Raw genomic sequence first — 16,947 nt, forward strand, 5'->3', positions numbered from 1 at the left:
AACATGACCAAGCTTCGCAACACTACTCTGGCAAGCCTTATGGCCGCTGCTATCACAGCCGTCCCGGCCTATGCGGAAGAGGCTCCGGCGGCACCAGCCGAGTACACTTTCCTGGACTCCGTCAAGGCTGGCAAGCCGCTGACCAACTTCCGCCTGCGTTATGAAAACGTCGATCAGGACGGAAAAGCCGAAGATGCCGATGCCTTTACCCTGCGCAGCCTGGTGGGCTGGCAGACTGCACCCTGGCACAACTTCAGCTTTGCCGCGCAATTGATCAATGTCGGCGTGTTCAACGACGACTACAACAACCTCGACAAAGGGGTGAACGAACCCGGCAAGGGCAACTACCCGGTCGTGGTCGACCCGGATGACACCGACATTAACCAGCTGTTCGTGGAATGGACCGGCATCCGCAACACCAAGCTGCGCCTGGGCCGCCAGTCGGTCAAGCTGGACAACGTGCGCTTCATCGGCAACATCGAGTTCCGTCAGGTGATGCAGGTGTTCGACGGCGTCGCGCTGGAAAACAAGGGCCTGCTGCCCAATACGACCACCTATCTCGCTCACTTCGAGGGCCTGAAGCAGATCAACACCCAGTACCGGCAAGCCAATGTCGAGATCGCCAACCTGCGCTACGGCATCTCCCCCAGCGAGAACCTGGTCGGCTACGCTTACCTGCTCGACATGCAGGACGGTACCGCGGCATTCCGGGGCAGCAACTCCTCCAAGACCTTCGGCGTGCGCGCCGACGGCGCGCACGTGCTGAACCCGGACTGGAAGGTACTGTACACCGCCGAGTACGCCAAGCAGGACGACTACAAGGACGGCAACGACAACATCGATTCGCACTATTTGAAACTGGGCGGCGGTGCGATGTTCGGCAGCTGGTATGCCCGTCTCGACCATGAAATCCTGTCCAGCAACGACGGCCTTTCCGCGTTCCAGACCCCGCTCGGCACCAATCACCTGTTCCAAGGCTGGGTCGACCAGTTCCTGGTAACGCCGAATCAAGGTATCAAGGATACCTTCGCTTCCTTCGGCGGCAAGGTCTTTGGTGTGGCTCTAAGCGGCGAATACCACGTCTTCAAGTCGGATGAGGATTTCACCACCCCCAGCGGCGTCGGTACTGGCGACAAGTACGGTACCGAGCTTGATGTGGCCGCGGCTTACACTTACCAGAAATGGATGGGCAAGGTTGAGTATGGCCGCTTCCGCGAAGACGACGAGCTGGGCGCTACCCTCACAGCAGCCACTCGCAAGCGCGATACCGAAAAGCTGTGGCTGACGGTGATGTACACTTTCTAAACTGACTTTGGAAAGCAACAAGCAACCGGAACCGGCCGCAAACCGGTTCCGGATTTTTTGCCGCATATTCCAGAATTAATCTCCCCGAATACCTGTCTATTGTTTATTGAGGCATTCGCTGTACTACCTGGCCGCGCTTGACTTCCAAGTGCGCACTGGGAGACGATCAAGCATCTGCCTCATTTCAAAAGGTGGTCGGCGATGGAAAATTTCGATTTCGATGAATGGTCCGCCCTGGCAAAGGCCGCGCCCGAGGAATTCGAATCCCGTCGGCATGACGCCATCGAACGCATCATTTCCAATTGCACCAATACCCGCAGGCTGCGCGGCCTCCAGTGCCGTATCGATCTTGAAAGAGCACGTGCGCGTACACCCATGAAATCCTGCGTGCGTTTATCGGCGCTGATGTGGGATTCCTTTTATGAATGCCAGACCCAGTTGAAGGTGCTGGCCTACGGTCTTCCTCAACATTTTTCCGCAAAAAAAGAACCGGCCCCGGAAGCCAAAATCCTGCCTTTTCAGCCGCGCAAGTAATCGTTTTTGGCAGCCAGAAAAACGCCTGCCCTTAATCAGTGCGATTGCCATGCGCCCGCACCATAGCCATGCACCTTTTGTGCGCAGATTAACAATCTCCTGCATCACTAATTATTAATCATCAATTACTTAGAAATAATGGCATACCGCTTGCTTTAAGCCCATCTGTTTTCATTCTTTAAATTGATGGAGCATCATCATGGATCGCAGCTTCTGGAAAGCCGGCCATACACCGACACTTTTTTCCGCATTTCTTTATTTCGACCTGTCATTCATGGTCTGGGTGATTCTGGGGCCATTGGCTGTTCAAATTGCCGCCGACCTGCAATTGACGCCCGCTCAAAAGGGCTTGATGGTCGCCACCCCTGTGCTGGCCGGCGCGCTGCTGCGTGTGGTGATGGGCGTGCTGGTGGATCACCTGCAACCCAAAAAGGCCGGCCTGGTTGGGCAAGTCATCGTGATGGCAGCGCTTACCGCTGCCTGGTTATTAGGCATTTCCAGCTACCAGCAAGCGTTGCTGCTGGGCGTGGGCTTGGGCTTCGCCGGCGCCGCATTTGCCGTGGCGTTGCCACTGGCTTCGCGCTGGTATCCGCCGCAGCATCAAGGTGCCGCAATGGGCATTGCCGGCGCGGGCAATTCGGGCACGGTATTCGCCGCGCTGTTCGCCCCGACGCTGGCCGTCTGGTACGGCTGGAACTCGGTGTTCGGCCTCGCGCTGATTCCGCTGGCGGTCGCTTTCGTCGTCTATGCATTTCTGGCCAAGGACGCGCCGGACAGCCCGCCGCCCAAGACGTTGCATCAATATGCTGCCGTACTCAAGGACAAGGACGCCTGGTGGTTCATGTTCTTCTACAGCGTAACCTTCGGCGGTTTCGTCGGCCTGGCGCAATCGCTCACCATCTATTTCAACGACCAATATGGTCTGTCTGCCGTGGTTGCCGGCTACTTCACCGCCGCTTGCGTGTTTGCCGGCTCCGTCGTGCGCCCCATAGGCGGATTCATTGCCGATCGCATCGGCGGCATTCGCACCTTGCTGATCATGTACACGCTGGCAGCGCTGTTCATTTTTGGCGTGAGCTTCGCTCCGGAAAGCCGCTGGATCGCGCTGGGCATATTCATGGCGGCAATGCTGTCCCTGGGCGCCGGCAATGGCGCGGTATTCCAGCTGGTGCCGCAACGCTTCCGCAAGGAAATCGGCGTGATGACCGGCATGGTCGGCATGGCGGGCGGCATCGGCGGCTTCTACCTGGCTTCCAGCCTGGGTTATGCCAAGCAGCTGACCGGCAGCTACCAGATCGGCTTCATGGTATTTGCCGGGCTGGCTATTCTGGCCCTGCTCGGCCTGCAAGGCGTCAAGACCCGCTGGCGCACCACCTGGGGTTCGTCCGCGGTCACCAGCGCGAAAATTTAACTGCTTGAACCGCCATGACGTCTTGGCACGCAGAAAAACACTTGGTTTTCTTGCGGCCTCGGCGCCTTGGCGGTTAAATAGGTTTTACCCATGCCTCTCAAATTCACCCTCGGCCAGGCCACCGAAACCGGCCCGCGTTCACGGAATGAAGACTTCTGCGGGGCAGTCACGCCTGTTGCGGAAACCCTCGCAGCCAAAGGTGCGCTGTTTGCCGTGGCTGATGGGGTTTCCGGCGGCGCCGGTGGGCGCGAGGCTGCAGAACTGACGGTACGCGGGTTGCTCTCGGATTACTACGCGACACCCGATACCTGGGAAGTCACGGCTGCGCTGGACAAGGTGATCGAGCCGCTCAATCGCTGGGTCGTCGCACAAGGGTCGGCCAACCGCGACCTGGCAGGCATGGCGTCCACCCTTTCCGTGCTGGTATTGCGCGGCACGCGCTATATTCTGGGACATGTCGGCGATACGCGGATTTACCGTCTACGCGGCAACGACATGACGCTGCTCACCGTTGATCACGTCTGGGATCGTCCGGACATGCGCCACGTATTGAAACGCGCCATCGGGCTCGATGCCCACGTGGCAATGGATTACAGCGAGGGCGCCACCCAGGCCGGCGACGTTTTCGTCCTGGCGAGCGACGGCGTGTGGGAGCCGCTCGGCGATCTGGGCATCCACCAGACGCTGCTGCTGCACCGCGAATTCCCGCAGCGTATTGCGGAAGAGTTGGTACGCAAGGCGCTGGCTGCGGGCGGGCAAGACAATGCCACCGCCATGGCGGTAAGGGTTGAAGAGTTGCCGAGCGAGGATCTCGGCGACCTGCTGGCGGAAGGCCGGCAGCTCAGGCCACCCTCCCGGAAGCTGGCGCCCGGCATGATACTGGACGACTTCGAGATCACCGAAGTCCTGCACGATTCGCGCGCAACGCTGGTATATCTGGCGCGCCATCTGACTACCGGACAACAGGCGGTCATCAAGACCTTGCAACCCATCCTGGCCGACGACCCCTTTTCATGCAATGGGTTGCTGCAGGAAGAATGGCTCGCCAAGCGCATCGTCGCGCACTATTTCCCGCAAGTGCTGCCCTGCCCCGGTCGCAACCTGCTGTACTACGCGATGAGCTGGCACAAGGGCGAAACACTGGAGCAGAAGCTCACGCGCGGCCATTATTTCACCGCCGTCGAGGCGGCCGGCATCGGCATTCGCCTTCTCAAGGGGCTGGGTGCTCTGCATAGACTCAATATCCTGCATCGCGACATCAAGCCGAACAATCTCCATCTCGGCGACGACGACCGCCTGCGCATTCTCGACATGGGGGTCGCCGTCACCGTTGGCCTGGGACAGGAGCCGCTCGCCAGCAATGCCGGCACGCCCAGTTATCTGGCACCGGAATTGTTTTCCAATGGAACGCCTTCGGTGTCAAGCGACCTCTACTCGGCCGGCGTCACGCTGTACCACTTGCTGACGCGGCATTACCCGTACGGCGAAATCGAGCCTTTCCAGCACCCCCGTTTCGGCGCGCCGATACCGCCGACGCGCTATCGCCCGGACTTGCCCGGCTGGCTGGAAAATATCCTGCTCAAAGCCTGTGCACGCGATCCGGAATCGCGCTTCGAAACAGCCGAGGAATTCCTGCTCGCACTGGAACGTGGCGAACACCAGCCGGTATTGCCTCCGCCGCGCATGCCGCTGGCGCAACGCAACCCGCTCCTGCTGTGGCAAGCGATTGCGGCCTTGTCCCTGATCACGAATCTGTTGCTGATTTTCCTGATCGCCGTTTCATGATGCGATAAATGCACTCTGCTGGTGCATGCGTTTTTTGAGCATGCATTCATTCGGGGCGTAAGCGCCATATACAAACCCGTTTCCCGCATTAACCGATTGATCCAAAAGCAAAACATGATTATGGCATTAAATTTGCTTTAACGAGAGTAAGGCGCTGTTTACTAACCATTTTTGAGCTGTGGACTATTCATTTTGGGGCGCCAATTTTCAAGAGGTGATGTGGATATGAATACAGGCAAGGTCACTCTGATAGGCGCCGGCCCGGGCGACCCGGAATTGATGACGCTCAAGGCGGTACGCGCACTGGGTGAAGCAGATGTCGTTCTGGTGGACGACCTGGTCAATCGCGAAGTGCTGCGGCATGCCGCTGGTGCACGCATAGTCGAAGTGGGCAAACGCGGCGGCTGCAAATCCACGCCGCAGCATTTCATCAACCGCATGATGATCGCACTGGCGCAACAAGGCCAGAAAGTCGCTCGGCTCAAGGGCGGCGATGCATTTCTGTTCGGTCGCGGCGGCGAAGAAATGCTGGCGCTGCGCGCGGCCGGTATCGAAATGGAGTTTGTGCCCGGCATCACCAGCGGCACGGCGGTTCCCGCCACGCTGGGTATTCCGGTCACGCATCGCGAATACACCCACGGCGTCACTTTCGTCACCGGACATACGCAGGACGGTACCCCGGTCAATTGGCGCGCGCTGGTTGAAGGCGGCACCACGCTGGTGATTTACATGGGCATGAAAAACCTGCCGGAAATCGTGACCGGGTTGCTGGATGCCGGCATGGCAAATGAAATGCCGGCCGCAATCATCCAGCAGGGAACCCTACCGGAGCAGAAGCAAGTAATCACTACGCTGGCATCGCTGCCGATGGCGGCACAGCAGGAAAAGATGGCAAGCCCGGCGCTGATCGTGGTCGGCGATGTCGTCAGCCTGGCGCGAAGCGAAGCATTAACGGATGCGCTGAAGTATGCCGCCTGACCATGGGCGCGCAGGAACTGGATATTTAGGAGAAGCAGCATGGAAAAGATGAAACTGGTGGTGATCGGCAACGGGATGGCGGGCATGCGTACCGTCGAGGAGCTGCTCAAGATCGCTCCCGACTTGTACGACATCACCGTTTTCGGTGACGAACCGCACCCCAATTACAACCGTATCCTGCTGTCCCCGGTGCTGGCCGGCGAGCAGACCGTGGACGACATCGTGCTGAACAGCCGTGATTGGTATGCAGAGAACAACATCACGCTGCACGCCGGCAAGCGCGTCAACAAGATCGATCGCGTGAAGCGTATCGTTTATGCCGAAGACGGCGCCACCTTCGCCGAATACGACCGCCTGCTGCTGGCCACCGGCTCCAAACCTTTCATCCTGCCGGTGCCAGGCAAGGAACTCGAAGGCGTGATCGGCTTCCGCGATATCAGCGACGTCGACGCCATGATCGAGGCTTCCAACACGCACAAGCACGCTGTCGTGATCGGCGGCGGCCTGCTCGGGCTGGAAGCCGCCAACGGCCTGGCGATTCGCGGCATGGATGTCACCGTGGTGCACCTGCACGACTGGCTGCTGGAACGCCAGCTCGACAGCGTCGCCGGCAAGATGCTGCAGAAGTCGCTGGAAGACAAGGGCCTCAAGTTCCTGTTGGGCAAGCAGACCGAACAGCTCATCGGCGACAATGGCCGTGTGAAGGCCGTGCGCTTCAAGGACGGTCAGGAAGTCCCGGCCGATCTGGTCGTGATGGCCGTCGGCATCCGCCCCAATTTCGCGCTGGCCGAATCCGCCGGTATCCACTGCAACCGCGGCATTGTCGTCAACGACACCATGCAGACCTTCGATCCGCGCATTTACTCCGTCGGCGAATGCGTGTCGCACCGCGGCACGTCCTACGGGCTGGTCGCTCCGCTGTTCGAAATGGCCAAGGTGTGCGCAACGCACCTCGCCAACTTCGGCATCGGCCGTTATACCGGCTCCGTGACTTCGACCAAGCTCAAGGTCACCGGCATCGACCTGTTTTCCGCCGGCGACTTCATGGGCAACGACAAGACCGATGAAATCGTGCTGCACGATGCGGTCGGCGGTGTGTACAAGAAACTGGTGCTGGAAGGCGACCGCCTGGTCGGCGCCTGCCTGTATGGCGATACCGCCGATGGCTCCTGGTATTTCCAGATGCTGAAGGACAGCAAGGAAGTCCACGAAATCCGCGACCACCTGATGTTCGGCCAGAACCATCTGGGCGACGCCGGCCACAAGGGCCAGACCCAGGCTGCCGCGATGCCGGACAATGCCGAAGTCTGCGGCTGCAACGGCGTTTGCAAGGGCACCATCGTCAAGGCGATCAAGGAAAAAGGCCTGTTCAGCCTGGATGACGTGCGCAAGCACACCAAGGCTTCCGCCTCCTGCGGCTCCTGCACCGGGCTGGTCGAACAGATCCTGGCTTCCTGCATTGGCGGCGCCTATCAGCCGGCCGACACCAAGAACAAGCCGATGTGCGGTTGTACCGATCTCAATCACGGCGAAGTGCGCGCGGCGATCCGCGAGCGCAAGTTCCTGGATATCCCCACCGTGCAGCGCGAGCTCAAGTGGCGCACGCCCAACGGTTGCGCCTCCTGCCGCCCGGCGCTGAACTATTACCTGATCTCCACCTGGCCGCACGAAGCGCAGGACGATCCGCAAAGCCGTTTCATCAATGAGCGCGCACACGCCAACATCCAGAAGGACGGCACCTATTCCGTCGTGCCGCGGATGCTGGGCGGCATCACCACCCCGGACGAACTGCGCGCCATCGCCGATGCGGCCGACAAGTACAAGGTGCCGACCGTCAAGGTCACCGGCGGTCAGCGTATCGACCTCCTGGGCGTCAAGAAGGACGACCTGCCCAAGATCTGGAACGACCTGAGCCAGGCCGGCATGGTTTCCGGCCACGCCTACGGCAAGTCCATCCGCACCGTGAAGACCTGCGTCGGCGCCGAGCACTGCCGTTTCGGCACGCAACTCTCCATGGCCATGGGCGTCAAATTGGAGAAGATGCTGTTCGGCATGTGGGCGCCGCACAAGGTCAAGCTGGCGGTATCCGGTTGTCCGCGCAACTGCGCGGAAGCCGGTATCAAGGACGTCGGCGTGATCGGCCTGGAATCGGGCTACGAGTTGTATGTTGCCGGTAACGGCGGCATCAAGACCGACGTCGCGCAGTTCTTCTGCAAGGTGCAGACCGACGAGGAAGTGATGGAATACTCCGCCGCTTTCCTGCAGCTCTACCGCGAAGAAGGTTACTACCTGGAACGCACGGTACATTACGTGGAACGAGTCGGCCTGGACTACGTGAAGTCCAAGGTGGTCGAGGACGCAGCCAACCGCAAGGCGCTCTATGAACGTCTGCAGTATGCGCTGCAAGGCTACCAGGACCCGTGGGCGGATCGTGTGGCAGAAACCCCGAAGCGTCGCCAATTCGAATTGATCAGCATTTAAGGTTTAGAAGATGAGTGAATGGAAACAAGTGGCCGCCCTCGAGGAAATCCCTCGCCTGGGCAGCCGTGTCGTCAAGACCACGACACAGGACATCGCCGTGTTCCGCACCGCGGAAGACAAGGTGTTTGCGTTGCACGACCACTGCCCGCACAAGGGCGGCCCCTTATCGCAAGGCATCGTCCACGGCGACAAAGTCACCTGCCCGCTGCATGGCTGGAACATCGGCCTGTGCGACGGCCAGGCCATGGCGCCGGACGTTGGCAACACGGCTTGTATCGAAGTGAAGCTGGAAAACGGGCTGGTTTTCCTCAAGGTATAAGAAATACATCCCGCGGCGAGGGGCGGCGCAACGACGCGCAAAGCTTACGCCGCGGTTCCGGATACCGCAGCGTTAATCGCTGCGGTCTGTCGAAGAAACTTCAATTCGTTGCAGCGGGGCAACGCTGGAAAGCCGGAATAGCAAGCCATGGAGATACCTTGTCGCCTTGGCCGCCGCTCCGGAATTTCCGAATAACCGGCTCGCATTTTTGCAGCCGGCCGCTTTTTAATTATATGTACGTAACCCTGTATAGGAGATTCAAATGGCAGTAATCGATCGCGTTCTGGTAGGCGAAGCCCTCGTCATTGACAACCGTCCTGACGGCAGCGGGCTGGATCTGCTGAACGTCGCCCACATCGACCTCATCATGGGTCCGCGTGGTTCCGCGGCGGAAGAAGCTTTCTGCCGCACCCTGACCGACCAGAAGCAAGGCGTCAACGGCCTGTTGGCCGTGGTGGCTCCCAACCTGATGGCGAAGCCGGCGACCGTGATGTTCAACAAGGTCACCATCAAGAACGGCAAGCAGGCGGTGCAGATGTTCGGCCCGGCACAGCGCGGCGTATCGATGGCGGTGATGGATTGCGTCGCCGATGGCACGATCCCGCTGGAAGAAGCGGACGATGTGTTCATCTGCGTGGGCGTGTTCATCGACCACAAGGCGGACATCGACGAGCGCATCCAGGAATGGAACTACCAGGCGACCAAGCAGGCGATCAAGAGCGCTGTCGCTCGCGAGCCCAAGGCCAAGGACGTAGTCGCGCAGTACAAGCAATCCGCTCACCCGTTCGCAGCAAAGAACTAAACGGCATATCATGGAGATGGTCCCGGCGATGCCGGGGCCGCCCTTGAACAATTTGTAAGCATTTTATAGCGACACACTATCCATGCAGGAAACACGATCCACTTGTTGCTACTGCGGCGTCGGCTGTGGGGTCATCATCCAGTCCGAGAACGACCGCATCATCGGCGTGCACGGTGACCCGGAGCACCCCGCGAATTTCGGACGGCTCTGCACCAAGGGTTCCACCCTGCATCTTTCGGCCCGCAGCGAAGGCCGTGCGCTTTATCCGGAAGTCCGCCGCAGCCGCGCTGAAGCACGCCAGCGCACGACCTGGAACGAAGCGCTGGATCATGTTGCCGAACGCTTTGCCGGCATCATCCGCGAACACGGCCCCGATGCCGTCGCGTTCTATATTTCCGGCCAGCTGCTGACCGAGGACTATTACGTCTTCAACAAGCTGTCCAAGGGCCTGATCGGCACCAACAACGTCGATACCAATTCGCGCCTGTGTATGTCCTCCGCCGTCGCCGGCTACAAGGTGACGCTGGGCGCGGACGCTCCGCCGGCCTGTTACGAGGATATCGACCACACCGGTTGCCTGTTCATTGCCGGCTCGAATACCGCATTCGCGCACCCCATCCTGTTCCGCCGCATCGAGGACGCCAAGAAACGCAACCCGGACCTCAAGATTATCGTCGTCGATCCGCGCCGCACCGACACCGCGCAATTCGCCGACCTGTTCCTGCCCATCCAGCCCGGTACCGATGTCGCGCTGTTCAACGGCATCCTGCACATTCTGCTGTGGGAAGACATGCTGGACCAGGAATTCATCCGCGCCCACACCGAAGGTTTCGATGCGCTCAAGGCCACGGTGCGCGAATACACGCCCAAGATGGTCGCCGAGATCTGCGGCATCAACGAGGCCGATCTCATTACCGCCGCCAAGTGGTTCGGCCAGGGCCCGACCTTGTCGCTTTACTGCCAGGGCTTGAATCAGTCCTCCAGCGGCACCGACAAAAACAGCGCGCTGATCAACCTGCACCTGGCTACCGGCCAGATCGGCAAACCCGGTGCCGGCCCGCTTTCGCTTACCGGCCAGCCGAATGCGATGGGCGGCCGCGAAGTGGGCGGCATGGCCAACCTGCTTTCCGCGCACCGCGACCTCGCCAACGCCGAGCATCGCGCCGAAGTCGCCCGGCTGTGGAATGTCGATGACGTCCCCGCCACGCCCGGCAAGACCGCCGTGGAAATGTTCGATGCCATCAAGAGCGGCGAGATCAAGGCCGTGTGGATCGCCTGCACCAATCCCGCGCAGTCCATGCCCGACCTCACCAGCGTGCGCGATGCGCTGGAAAAGGCCGAACTGGTCATCGTGCAAGAGGCCTTCCATAACACCGACACCACGCAATACGCTGACGTGCTGCTGCCCGCCACCACCTGGGGCGAAAAGGAAGGCACCGTCACCAATTCCGAGCGCCGCATCACGCATGTCACGCCTGCTGTCCGTGCACCGGGTGAAGCACGTGGCGACTGGGATATCGCCGTCGATTTCGCACATCGGCTGGGCAAACTGCTGGATAACGGCCGCGACGGACTCAAGCTGTTTCCGTACACCAGTGCCGAAGAAGTCTTCAACGAACACCGCGAAACCACGCGCGGCCGCGATCTCGACATTACCGGCCTGAGTTACGGCCTGCTCGATACCCAGGGCCCGCAGCAATGGCCTTTCCCGGAAGGCGCTACCACCGGCCGCGCCCGCCTCTACAGCGACGGCGTGTTCGTCAAACCGGATGGCAAGGCGCATTTCGCCAACACCCAATACCGGCCCACGGCCGAGAAAACCGACGCGCGCTACCCCTTGCACCTTCTCACTGGCCGCTTGCGCGACCAATGGCACGGCATGAGCCGCACCGGCAATGTGCCGCAACTGTTCAATCACGTGGAAGAGCCGCTGCTGGCGATGCACGAGAGCGACATGTCGCGCCGCGATATCGCTTCCGGCGACCTGGTGAAGGTCAGCAGCCGCCGCGGCAGCCTGGTGCTGCGCGCGCAGGCTTCGGAAGAAATGCTGCCGGCGCAGACTTTCATCCCCATGCACTGGGGCAGCCAGTACATGAACGGCATGGGTTGCAACAGCCTCACCATAGGCGCGATCGACCCCCTTTCCAAGCAGCCGGAACTGAAGCACGCCGCAATCAAGGTGGAGAAACTCAACCTGCCGTGGCAGATGGTCGCGATGCGCCGTTGCGACGACCTGACCGTGCTCGACCGCGTGCGCGAGTTGCTGGAATGCTTCGAATACGCGAGCTGCGGCCTGTACGGACGCAATCCCGGCATCGTCGTGCTGCGCGCCGCGCATCCGCAGGCCCCGGAGGCGATGATCCATCATCTGGACGAATTGCTGGACATGACCGACACCAGCAAGACCATCAGCTATAACGACCCCAGGCGCAACATTTCCAAGCGCATCCTGGTCGAGGGCGGCGAAGTCATCGGCGTACGCCTACTGGGCGAAACGCTGGCTGCAGGCTGGCTCAAGGAAGTCATGGTGCAGGGCCGCCTGACCGACGAATTGCGCCGTTGGGCGCTCGCGCCCTTGAGCGCGCCGCCGGTTGGCGGCAAGAGCCGCGGCCGCATCGTCTGCAACTGTCTCGACGTTTCCGAACTGGAAATTCAGGCTGTGGTGGCCGAAGGCGGCGCTACGGTCGAGAGCCTGCAATCGCGCCTGAAATGCGGCACCAAATGCGGCTCTTGCGTGCCGGAGCTTCGCAGGCTTGCCACAGCGCATAAGTAAGCGCTGACATCAAAATAAAAAAGCCCCGAAGAACTGGATTCTTCGGGGCTTTTTTATTTCCGTTATTCCGGGCCATCGCAGACGAAAGCCCGGAATCCGGCAGGCATCAGATCAGCGCAGCGTGCGGCCGAACAGTTGCAGCGCCAGCTGGTAACCGGTCATCGCCAGTTGCGGATCGTAGCGTTCGCCTTCGTCGCGCATGAAGGCATGCTGGCCGTTGAATTCGTGCCAGGTGAATACCAGGCCCTGGGTCTCGTTCAGCGCCTTGTAGACCTCGGCACGCTTCTCGCCCGGGATGTGCGGATCCTGCTTGCCCCAGATCATCAGCAGCTCGCCCTTGATTTCGTTGCGGCGCTCCATGCTGTGCTGGCCCGGCTGATTGGGGATGGTGTTGGTGTGCAGATCGGTAGCGTAAAAGCAGGCGGTCGCCTTCACTTCGGGTTGCAGCGCGGCGCGGAACGCCAGATGGCCGCCGATGCAGAAACCCATCGCGCCGACATCACCGGTGCACCATGGCTGCTGCTTCACCCATTCGATCAGCGCCTTGTTGTCGCTGTCGTAACTCTCCACCGGTTTGGCCGCCTTGTCGGCGTTGCCCTTGTCGCGGCCTGCGTCGTCATAGCCCAGCACGGTGCCGATCGGGTTTAGCTCGTGGAACACTTCCGGCACCAGCACAGCATAGCCGTGACCAGCCATCACGCGGGCGGCGCGCTCGATGGGGCCGGTCTGCTGGAAGATTTCGGAATAAAACAGGATGGCGGGATAGCGTCCCTCGCCTGCCGGCCGGTGCACATAGGTGCGCATCGTACCGGTAGGCGTGGATAAATCTGCGATATGACTCTGAACAATCATTGAATGGCTCCTGGGGAGATAGATTTAGCGCGATTTTATTCTGGAATTTTGATGATCCGCACGAGGGCGATCATTTTACATCGCTTCGCGCGGAAAAGGGCTGCCGGGGCTAAGGCTTGGCAGTAGCGAGGCAGCGCGTCGCCGTGGCATGTGCGGCGCGGCAGATGGGCACGAAATCCTCGGCCTTGAGCGAAGCACGCCCGATCAGGCCGCCATCGATGTCCGGCATTTCGAAAAGCTGTTCTGCATTGGCGCCGGTCACGCTGCCGCCGTAGAGGATACGGACGCTGGCCGCGACCTCGTAATCCAGCTTGGCAATGCGGTCGCGGATGAATGCGTGCACTTCCTGTGCCTGCTCCGGCGTCGCCGGCTTGCCGGTGCCGACCGCCCACAGCGGTTCATACGCCAGTACGGCATTGTCCAGCACATTGGCGCCGAAGCGCCGGATCAGCGAATCCAGCTGGCGTCCGACGATATAGTCCGTCCAGTCGGACTCCCGCTCCTCGGCGGTTTCACCCATGCAGAAGATCGGCGTGATACCCGCCTGCTGCGCGGCAAGAAAGCGTGCGGCGGCAGTATCGTCGGTTTCGTGAAATTGCGAGCGCCGCTCGGAGTGGCCGATCAGCACATGCGTGCAGCCGTAATCCGTCAACATGTGCGGCGCCACCGCACCCGTTAATGCGCCGTTCTTGGTGGAGCAGAGATTCTGCCCGCCCCAGGCCACATTGGTGTCTTGCAACAGCTGCTGCGCCTGGCAAAGATAAGGGTACGGCACGCAGACCACGTAATCGGAATTGTCGTACCCATGCACGCCCGCGACCAGCCCGTCCAGCAGCACTTTGTTCGTGGCGATGCTGCCGTTCATCTTCCAGTTGCCGACTACCATCTTGCGTCGCATGCTCTTGTTTTTCCTGATTAACCGTCAAGCCCCATTCTAGCGCTAAACCCCGTCGCCGCGCATGGAATCTCAGTCCTTGGGCAAGGTCGACATATCGATCACGAACCGGTATTTCACATCGCTTTTCACCATGCGGTCATATGCTTCGTCTATCCGGTCCATGGCGATCATCTCGATATCGGACACAATGCCGTGCTCGGCGCAGAAATCCAGCATTTCCTGCGTCTCCGGGATGCCGCCGATCAGCGACCCACCCAGTTTTCGCCGTTTGAAAATCAGGCTGCCGACGTTGGGCGATGGATGCGGCTGATCCGGCACGCCCACCAGGCACATTGCGCCATCGCGTTTCAGCAGTGCCAGGAATTGATCAAGATCGTGCGGCGCAGCCACGGTGTTGAGGATGAAATCGAAACTCAGCGCATGCTGCTTCATCTCGTCCGGGTTCTTCGAAATCACCACCTCGTCCGCACCCAGCCGCTTCGCATCCTCTACCTTGCCCGGCGAGGTGGTAAACAGCACCACATGCGCCCCGAACGCCTTCGCGAACTTGACGCCCATATGCCCCAACCCGCCCAGACCGACCACGCCGACCTTCTGCCCTTTGCTTACTTTCCAGTGCCGAAGCGGCGAATAGGTCGTGATGCCCGCGCACAACAGCGGCGCGGCGGCCGCCAGATTGAGCTTTTCTGAAATTCGCAGCACGAAATACTGATCGACGACGATCAGGTTCGAATATCCGCCATACGTTACCTTGCCGGTATGTTGGTCGGAGCTGTTATAGGTGTACACCGTATGGTCGCAATACTGCTCCAGGCCCTCCTGGCATTCCGGACAGGTACGGCACGAATCCACCATGCACCCCACTCCCGCCAGATCGCCCGCCTTGAAGGCGGTGACCTCGCTGCCGACCTTCACCACCCGCCCGACAATTTCATGCCCCGGCACCATGGGAAACACGCTGCCACCCCACTCGTCACGCGCCTGATGCACATCGGTATGGCACACGCCGCAATAAAGAATCTCGATCTGAACGTCCTGCGGACCGGGCTCGCGCCGCTCGAAAGTAAATGTACTCAAAGGTGATTTTGCATCGTACGCGGCATAGCCGTGGGCTTTCAGCATGGCTGGCTCCTTTGTGGATCTAACGTACAGGGAAGGTCAGTTCGACAAGCCGACCAAGGGCATTGTTCAACCGGATTCCGAAGCGAACTCAGGGCTGCTTGCGCAATGGGTCGAGCAGCGGCTTCAGTCCGTTGTGATCCATCTCCTGCATCAACGCCAGCAGACGGCCGATTTCACCGGGCGGAAAACCCTCGCGCGCAAACCAGTTCAGGTAATTCCCCGGCAGATCCGCAATCAGCCGTCCCTTGTACTTGCCGTAAGGCATGGTGCGCGTCACCAGGAGTTGCAGATCATCGGGGGACATTATTCAGGCACTACGACAAGAGCCAGCTCTGCGCCAGATACACGCCCGCGCCGGCAAAATAACCCACCAGTGCGAGCCCGCTCATTTTTCTTACGTACCAGAAGAAATGGATCTTCTCCATGCCCATGGCAGCGACCCCGGCCGCAGAGCCAATAATGAGGATGGAGCCTCCGGTACCGGCGCAATAGGCCAGAAACTCCCAGAAAAAGTGATCCGGCGGATATTGCGTCAGGCTGTACATCCCCATGGAGGCCGCCACCAGCGGCACGTTATCGACGATAGCGCTCACCAGGCCGATGGCCATCACGATGACGTCTTGCCTGCCGATAGTGTGGTCCAGCCATTCCGCCAGCGACGACAGCAGATGGGTATGCTCCAGCGTGGCGACCGACAACAGAATGCCAATGAAGAAAACAATCGACCCCATGTCGATACGGCTCAGCGCATTCACCAGGGTCAGTTGCTGCCTGGCTTCGTCTTCCTTGTCACGATGGATAAGATCGCCCACCAGCCACAAAATACCCAGCCCGAAGAGGATGCCCATGTAGGGCGGCAGATGCGTCACCGTCTTGAATACCGGCACGGCCACCAGAATCCCGAGCCCGAGGAAAAACATCAGGTTGCGCTCGAAATGCGTCGTGTGAATACCCTGTTGATCCTGTTCCTGAGCGGGAGCAATCACCTCTTTGCCACGCAAAACATATGCAGTGATGACGAGCGGAACCGCCAGACAGGCCAACGATGGGAGCAGCAAGCCCTGCATGATGGCCATGGTGGTGATTTGCCCGCCTATCCACAGCATAGTCGTCGTCACATCCCCGATAGGCGTCCACGCACCGCCGGCATTTGCAGCGATTACGATAATTCCCGCAAAAAACAGCCTGTCCTCATGTTTCGCAAGAATCTTTCGCATCAGCGAAATCATCACAATGGTGGTGGTCAGGTTATCGAGAATCGCGCTTAGAAAAAAAGTCACGCCCCCGACCAGCCACAGCAATGCAGAAAGCCTGGATGTGCGTATCCGCGAAGTAATCACATCGAAACCGTGATGCGCATCCACGACTTCAACAATGGTCATGGCCCCCATCAAAAAGAAAACGATCTGCGCCGTATCGGTCAGCGACTCACCTAACTCCCCGCTGATTCTGAGATGATCCCCGCCAGTTAAGGCATAGATCGTCCATAGCAAACCCGCCCCCACCAGTGCAGAAGCCGATTTGTTGATTTTGAGTGGGTGCTCCAGCGCAATCGCAGCGTAGCAGAGAACAAAAATGATGATGATCGCAACAAGCATAGTGAGAGCTCTACTAAAACTATTCCAATTACTAATCCATTGGGCTATGGGGGTAACTGGACGATTTATTGTCCAGTTATATCCTAGCA

At 59.8% G+C, this 16,947-nt stretch carries 14 protein-coding genes; 9 read left to right on the forward strand and 5 right to left on the reverse strand.

Annotated features, from left to right (window positions below):
* Positions 1-3 precede the first annotated feature (3 nt).
* From A7976_RS07040 to A7976_RS07080, 9 genes are all read left to right on the forward strand, one after another.
* Entirely contained in the window at positions 4-1,305 is a 1,302-nt protein-coding gene (locus A7976_RS07040) for an alginate export family protein (protein ID WP_088178400.1), read from the forward strand.
* Positions 1,306-1,506: 201 nt separating this feature from the next.
* Positions 1,507-1,839 carry a DUF3135 domain-containing protein gene (locus tag A7976_RS07045; RefSeq protein WP_067109338.1) on the forward strand — a complete coding sequence of 111 codons (333 nt, stop codon included), beginning with the start codon at positions 1,507-1,509 and terminating at the stop codon, positions 1,837-1,839.
* 199 nt (positions 1,840-2,038) lie between these two features.
* The gene (locus A7976_RS07050) at positions 2,039-3,250 is read left to right on the forward strand and encodes a NarK/NasA family nitrate transporter (RefSeq protein ID WP_067109342.1); all 1,212 of its coding nucleotides are present in this window, start codon (positions 2,039-2,041) and stop codon (positions 3,248-3,250) included.
* A 90-nt stretch (positions 3,251-3,340) separates the two neighbouring features.
* Complete coding sequence (locus tag A7976_RS07055) at positions 3,341-5,035, forward strand: bifunctional protein-serine/threonine kinase/phosphatase (RefSeq protein ID WP_067109345.1); 1,695 nt, start codon at positions 3,341-3,343, stop codon at positions 5,033-5,035.
* A gap of 225 nt (positions 5,036-5,260) precedes the next feature.
* Positions 5,261-6,013, forward strand: coding sequence for a uroporphyrinogen-III C-methyltransferase (gene cobA, locus A7976_RS07060; protein ID WP_067109347.1), 753 nt, complete (start codon positions 5,261-5,263; stop codon positions 6,011-6,013).
* 39 nt (positions 6,014-6,052) lie between these two features.
* Positions 6,053-8,494, forward strand: coding sequence for a nitrite reductase large subunit NirB (gene nirB, locus A7976_RS07065; protein ID WP_067109350.1), 2,442 nt, complete (start codon positions 6,053-6,055; stop codon positions 8,492-8,494).
* Positions 8,495-8,504: 10 nt separating this feature from the next.
* Positions 8,505-8,813 carry a nitrite reductase small subunit NirD gene (gene nirD / locus A7976_RS07070; RefSeq protein WP_067109352.1) on the forward strand — a complete coding sequence of 103 codons (309 nt, stop codon included), beginning with the start codon at positions 8,505-8,507 and terminating at the stop codon, positions 8,811-8,813.
* Positions 8,814-9,075: 262 nt separating this feature from the next.
* Positions 9,076-9,615, forward strand: a complete 540-nt coding sequence (fae, locus tag A7976_RS07075) for a formaldehyde-activating enzyme (protein ID WP_067106180.1) — start codon at positions 9,076-9,078, stop codon at positions 9,613-9,615.
* An 82-nt stretch (positions 9,616-9,697) separates the two neighbouring features.
* A complete protein-coding gene (locus tag A7976_RS07080) occupies positions 9,698-12,388 on the forward strand; it encodes a nitrate reductase (RefSeq protein WP_067109354.1) in 2,691 nt (896 codons plus the stop codon).
* A 111-nt stretch (positions 12,389-12,499) separates the two neighbouring features.
* Here A7976_RS07080 and A7976_RS07085 read toward each other — a convergent pair whose 3' ends face one another.
* The 5 genes from A7976_RS07085 to nhaD form a co-directional block, all read right to left on the reverse strand.
* Positions 12,500-13,240 (reverse strand): dienelactone hydrolase family protein, encoded by a 741-nt coding sequence (locus A7976_RS07085; protein WP_067109357.1) that lies wholly within the window; start codon positions 13,238-13,240, stop codon positions 12,500-12,502.
* A gap of 109 nt (positions 13,241-13,349) precedes the next feature.
* Complete coding sequence (gene tpiA / locus A7976_RS07090; protein WP_067109360.1) at positions 13,350-14,138, reverse strand: triose-phosphate isomerase; 789 nt, start codon at positions 14,136-14,138, stop codon at positions 13,350-13,352.
* A gap of 69 nt (positions 14,139-14,207) precedes the next feature.
* Positions 14,208-15,260, reverse strand: coding sequence for an NAD(P)-dependent alcohol dehydrogenase (locus A7976_RS07095; RefSeq protein WP_067109362.1), 1,053 nt, complete (start codon positions 15,258-15,260; stop codon positions 14,208-14,210).
* Between the two features lie 88 nt (positions 15,261-15,348).
* Complete coding sequence (locus tag A7976_RS07100) at positions 15,349-15,564, reverse strand: DUF3820 family protein (RefSeq protein ID WP_067109365.1); 216 nt, start codon at positions 15,562-15,564, stop codon at positions 15,349-15,351.
* 10 nt (positions 15,565-15,574) lie between these two features.
* Positions 15,575-16,858, reverse strand: coding sequence for a sodium:proton antiporter NhaD (nhaD, locus tag A7976_RS07105; protein ID WP_067109368.1), 1,284 nt, complete (start codon positions 16,856-16,858; stop codon positions 15,575-15,577).
* Between the last annotated feature and the right edge of the window lie 89 nt (positions 16,859-16,947).

Source organism: Methylobacillus sp. MM3, from assembly GCF_001645185.1.
Taxonomy (GTDB): Bacteria; Pseudomonadota; Gammaproteobacteria; order Burkholderiales; family Methylophilaceae; genus MM2.

Bases quoted from the DNA above. Each gene is read 5' to 3' on its own strand.
- A7976_RS07040 (WP_088178400.1), top strand. From the start codon at position 4: ATGACCAAGCTTCGCAACACTACTCTGGCAAGCCTTATGGCCGCTGCT.
- A7976_RS07045 (WP_067109338.1), top strand. From the start codon at position 1,507: ATGGAAAATTTCGATTTCGATGAATGGTCCGCCCTGGCAAAGGCCGCG.
- A7976_RS07050 (WP_067109342.1), top strand. From the start codon at position 2,039: ATGGATCGCAGCTTCTGGAAAGCCGGCCATACACCGACACTTTTTTCC.
- A7976_RS07055 (WP_067109345.1), top strand. From the start codon at position 3,341: ATGCCTCTCAAATTCACCCTCGGCCAGGCCACCGAAACCGGCCCGCGT.
- cobA (WP_067109347.1), top strand. From the start codon at position 5,261: ATGAATACAGGCAAGGTCACTCTGATAGGCGCCGGCCCGGGCGACCCG.
- nirB (WP_067109350.1), top strand. From the start codon at position 6,053: ATGGAAAAGATGAAACTGGTGGTGATCGGCAACGGGATGGCGGGCATG.
- nirD (WP_067109352.1), top strand. From the start codon at position 8,505: ATGAGTGAATGGAAACAAGTGGCCGCCCTCGAGGAAATCCCTCGCCTG.
- fae (WP_067106180.1), top strand. From the start codon at position 9,076: ATGGCAGTAATCGATCGCGTTCTGGTAGGCGAAGCCCTCGTCATTGAC.
- A7976_RS07080 (WP_067109354.1), top strand. From the start codon at position 9,698: ATGCAGGAAACACGATCCACTTGTTGCTACTGCGGCGTCGGCTGTGGG.
- A7976_RS07085 (WP_067109357.1), bottom strand. From the start codon at position 13,240: ATGATTGTTCAGAGTCATATCGCAGATTTATCCACGCCTACCGGTACG.
- tpiA (WP_067109360.1), bottom strand. From the start codon at position 14,138: ATGCGACGCAAGATGGTAGTCGGCAACTGGAAGATGAACGGCAGCATC.
- A7976_RS07095 (WP_067109362.1), bottom strand. From the start codon at position 15,260: ATGCTGAAAGCCCACGGCTATGCCGCGTACGATGCAAAATCACCTTTG.
- A7976_RS07100 (WP_067109365.1), bottom strand. From the start codon at position 15,564: ATGTCCCCCGATGATCTGCAACTCCTGGTGACGCGCACCATGCCTTAC.
- nhaD (WP_067109368.1), bottom strand. From the start codon at position 16,858: ATGCTTGTTGCGATCATCATCATTTTTGTTCTCTGCTACGCTGCGATT.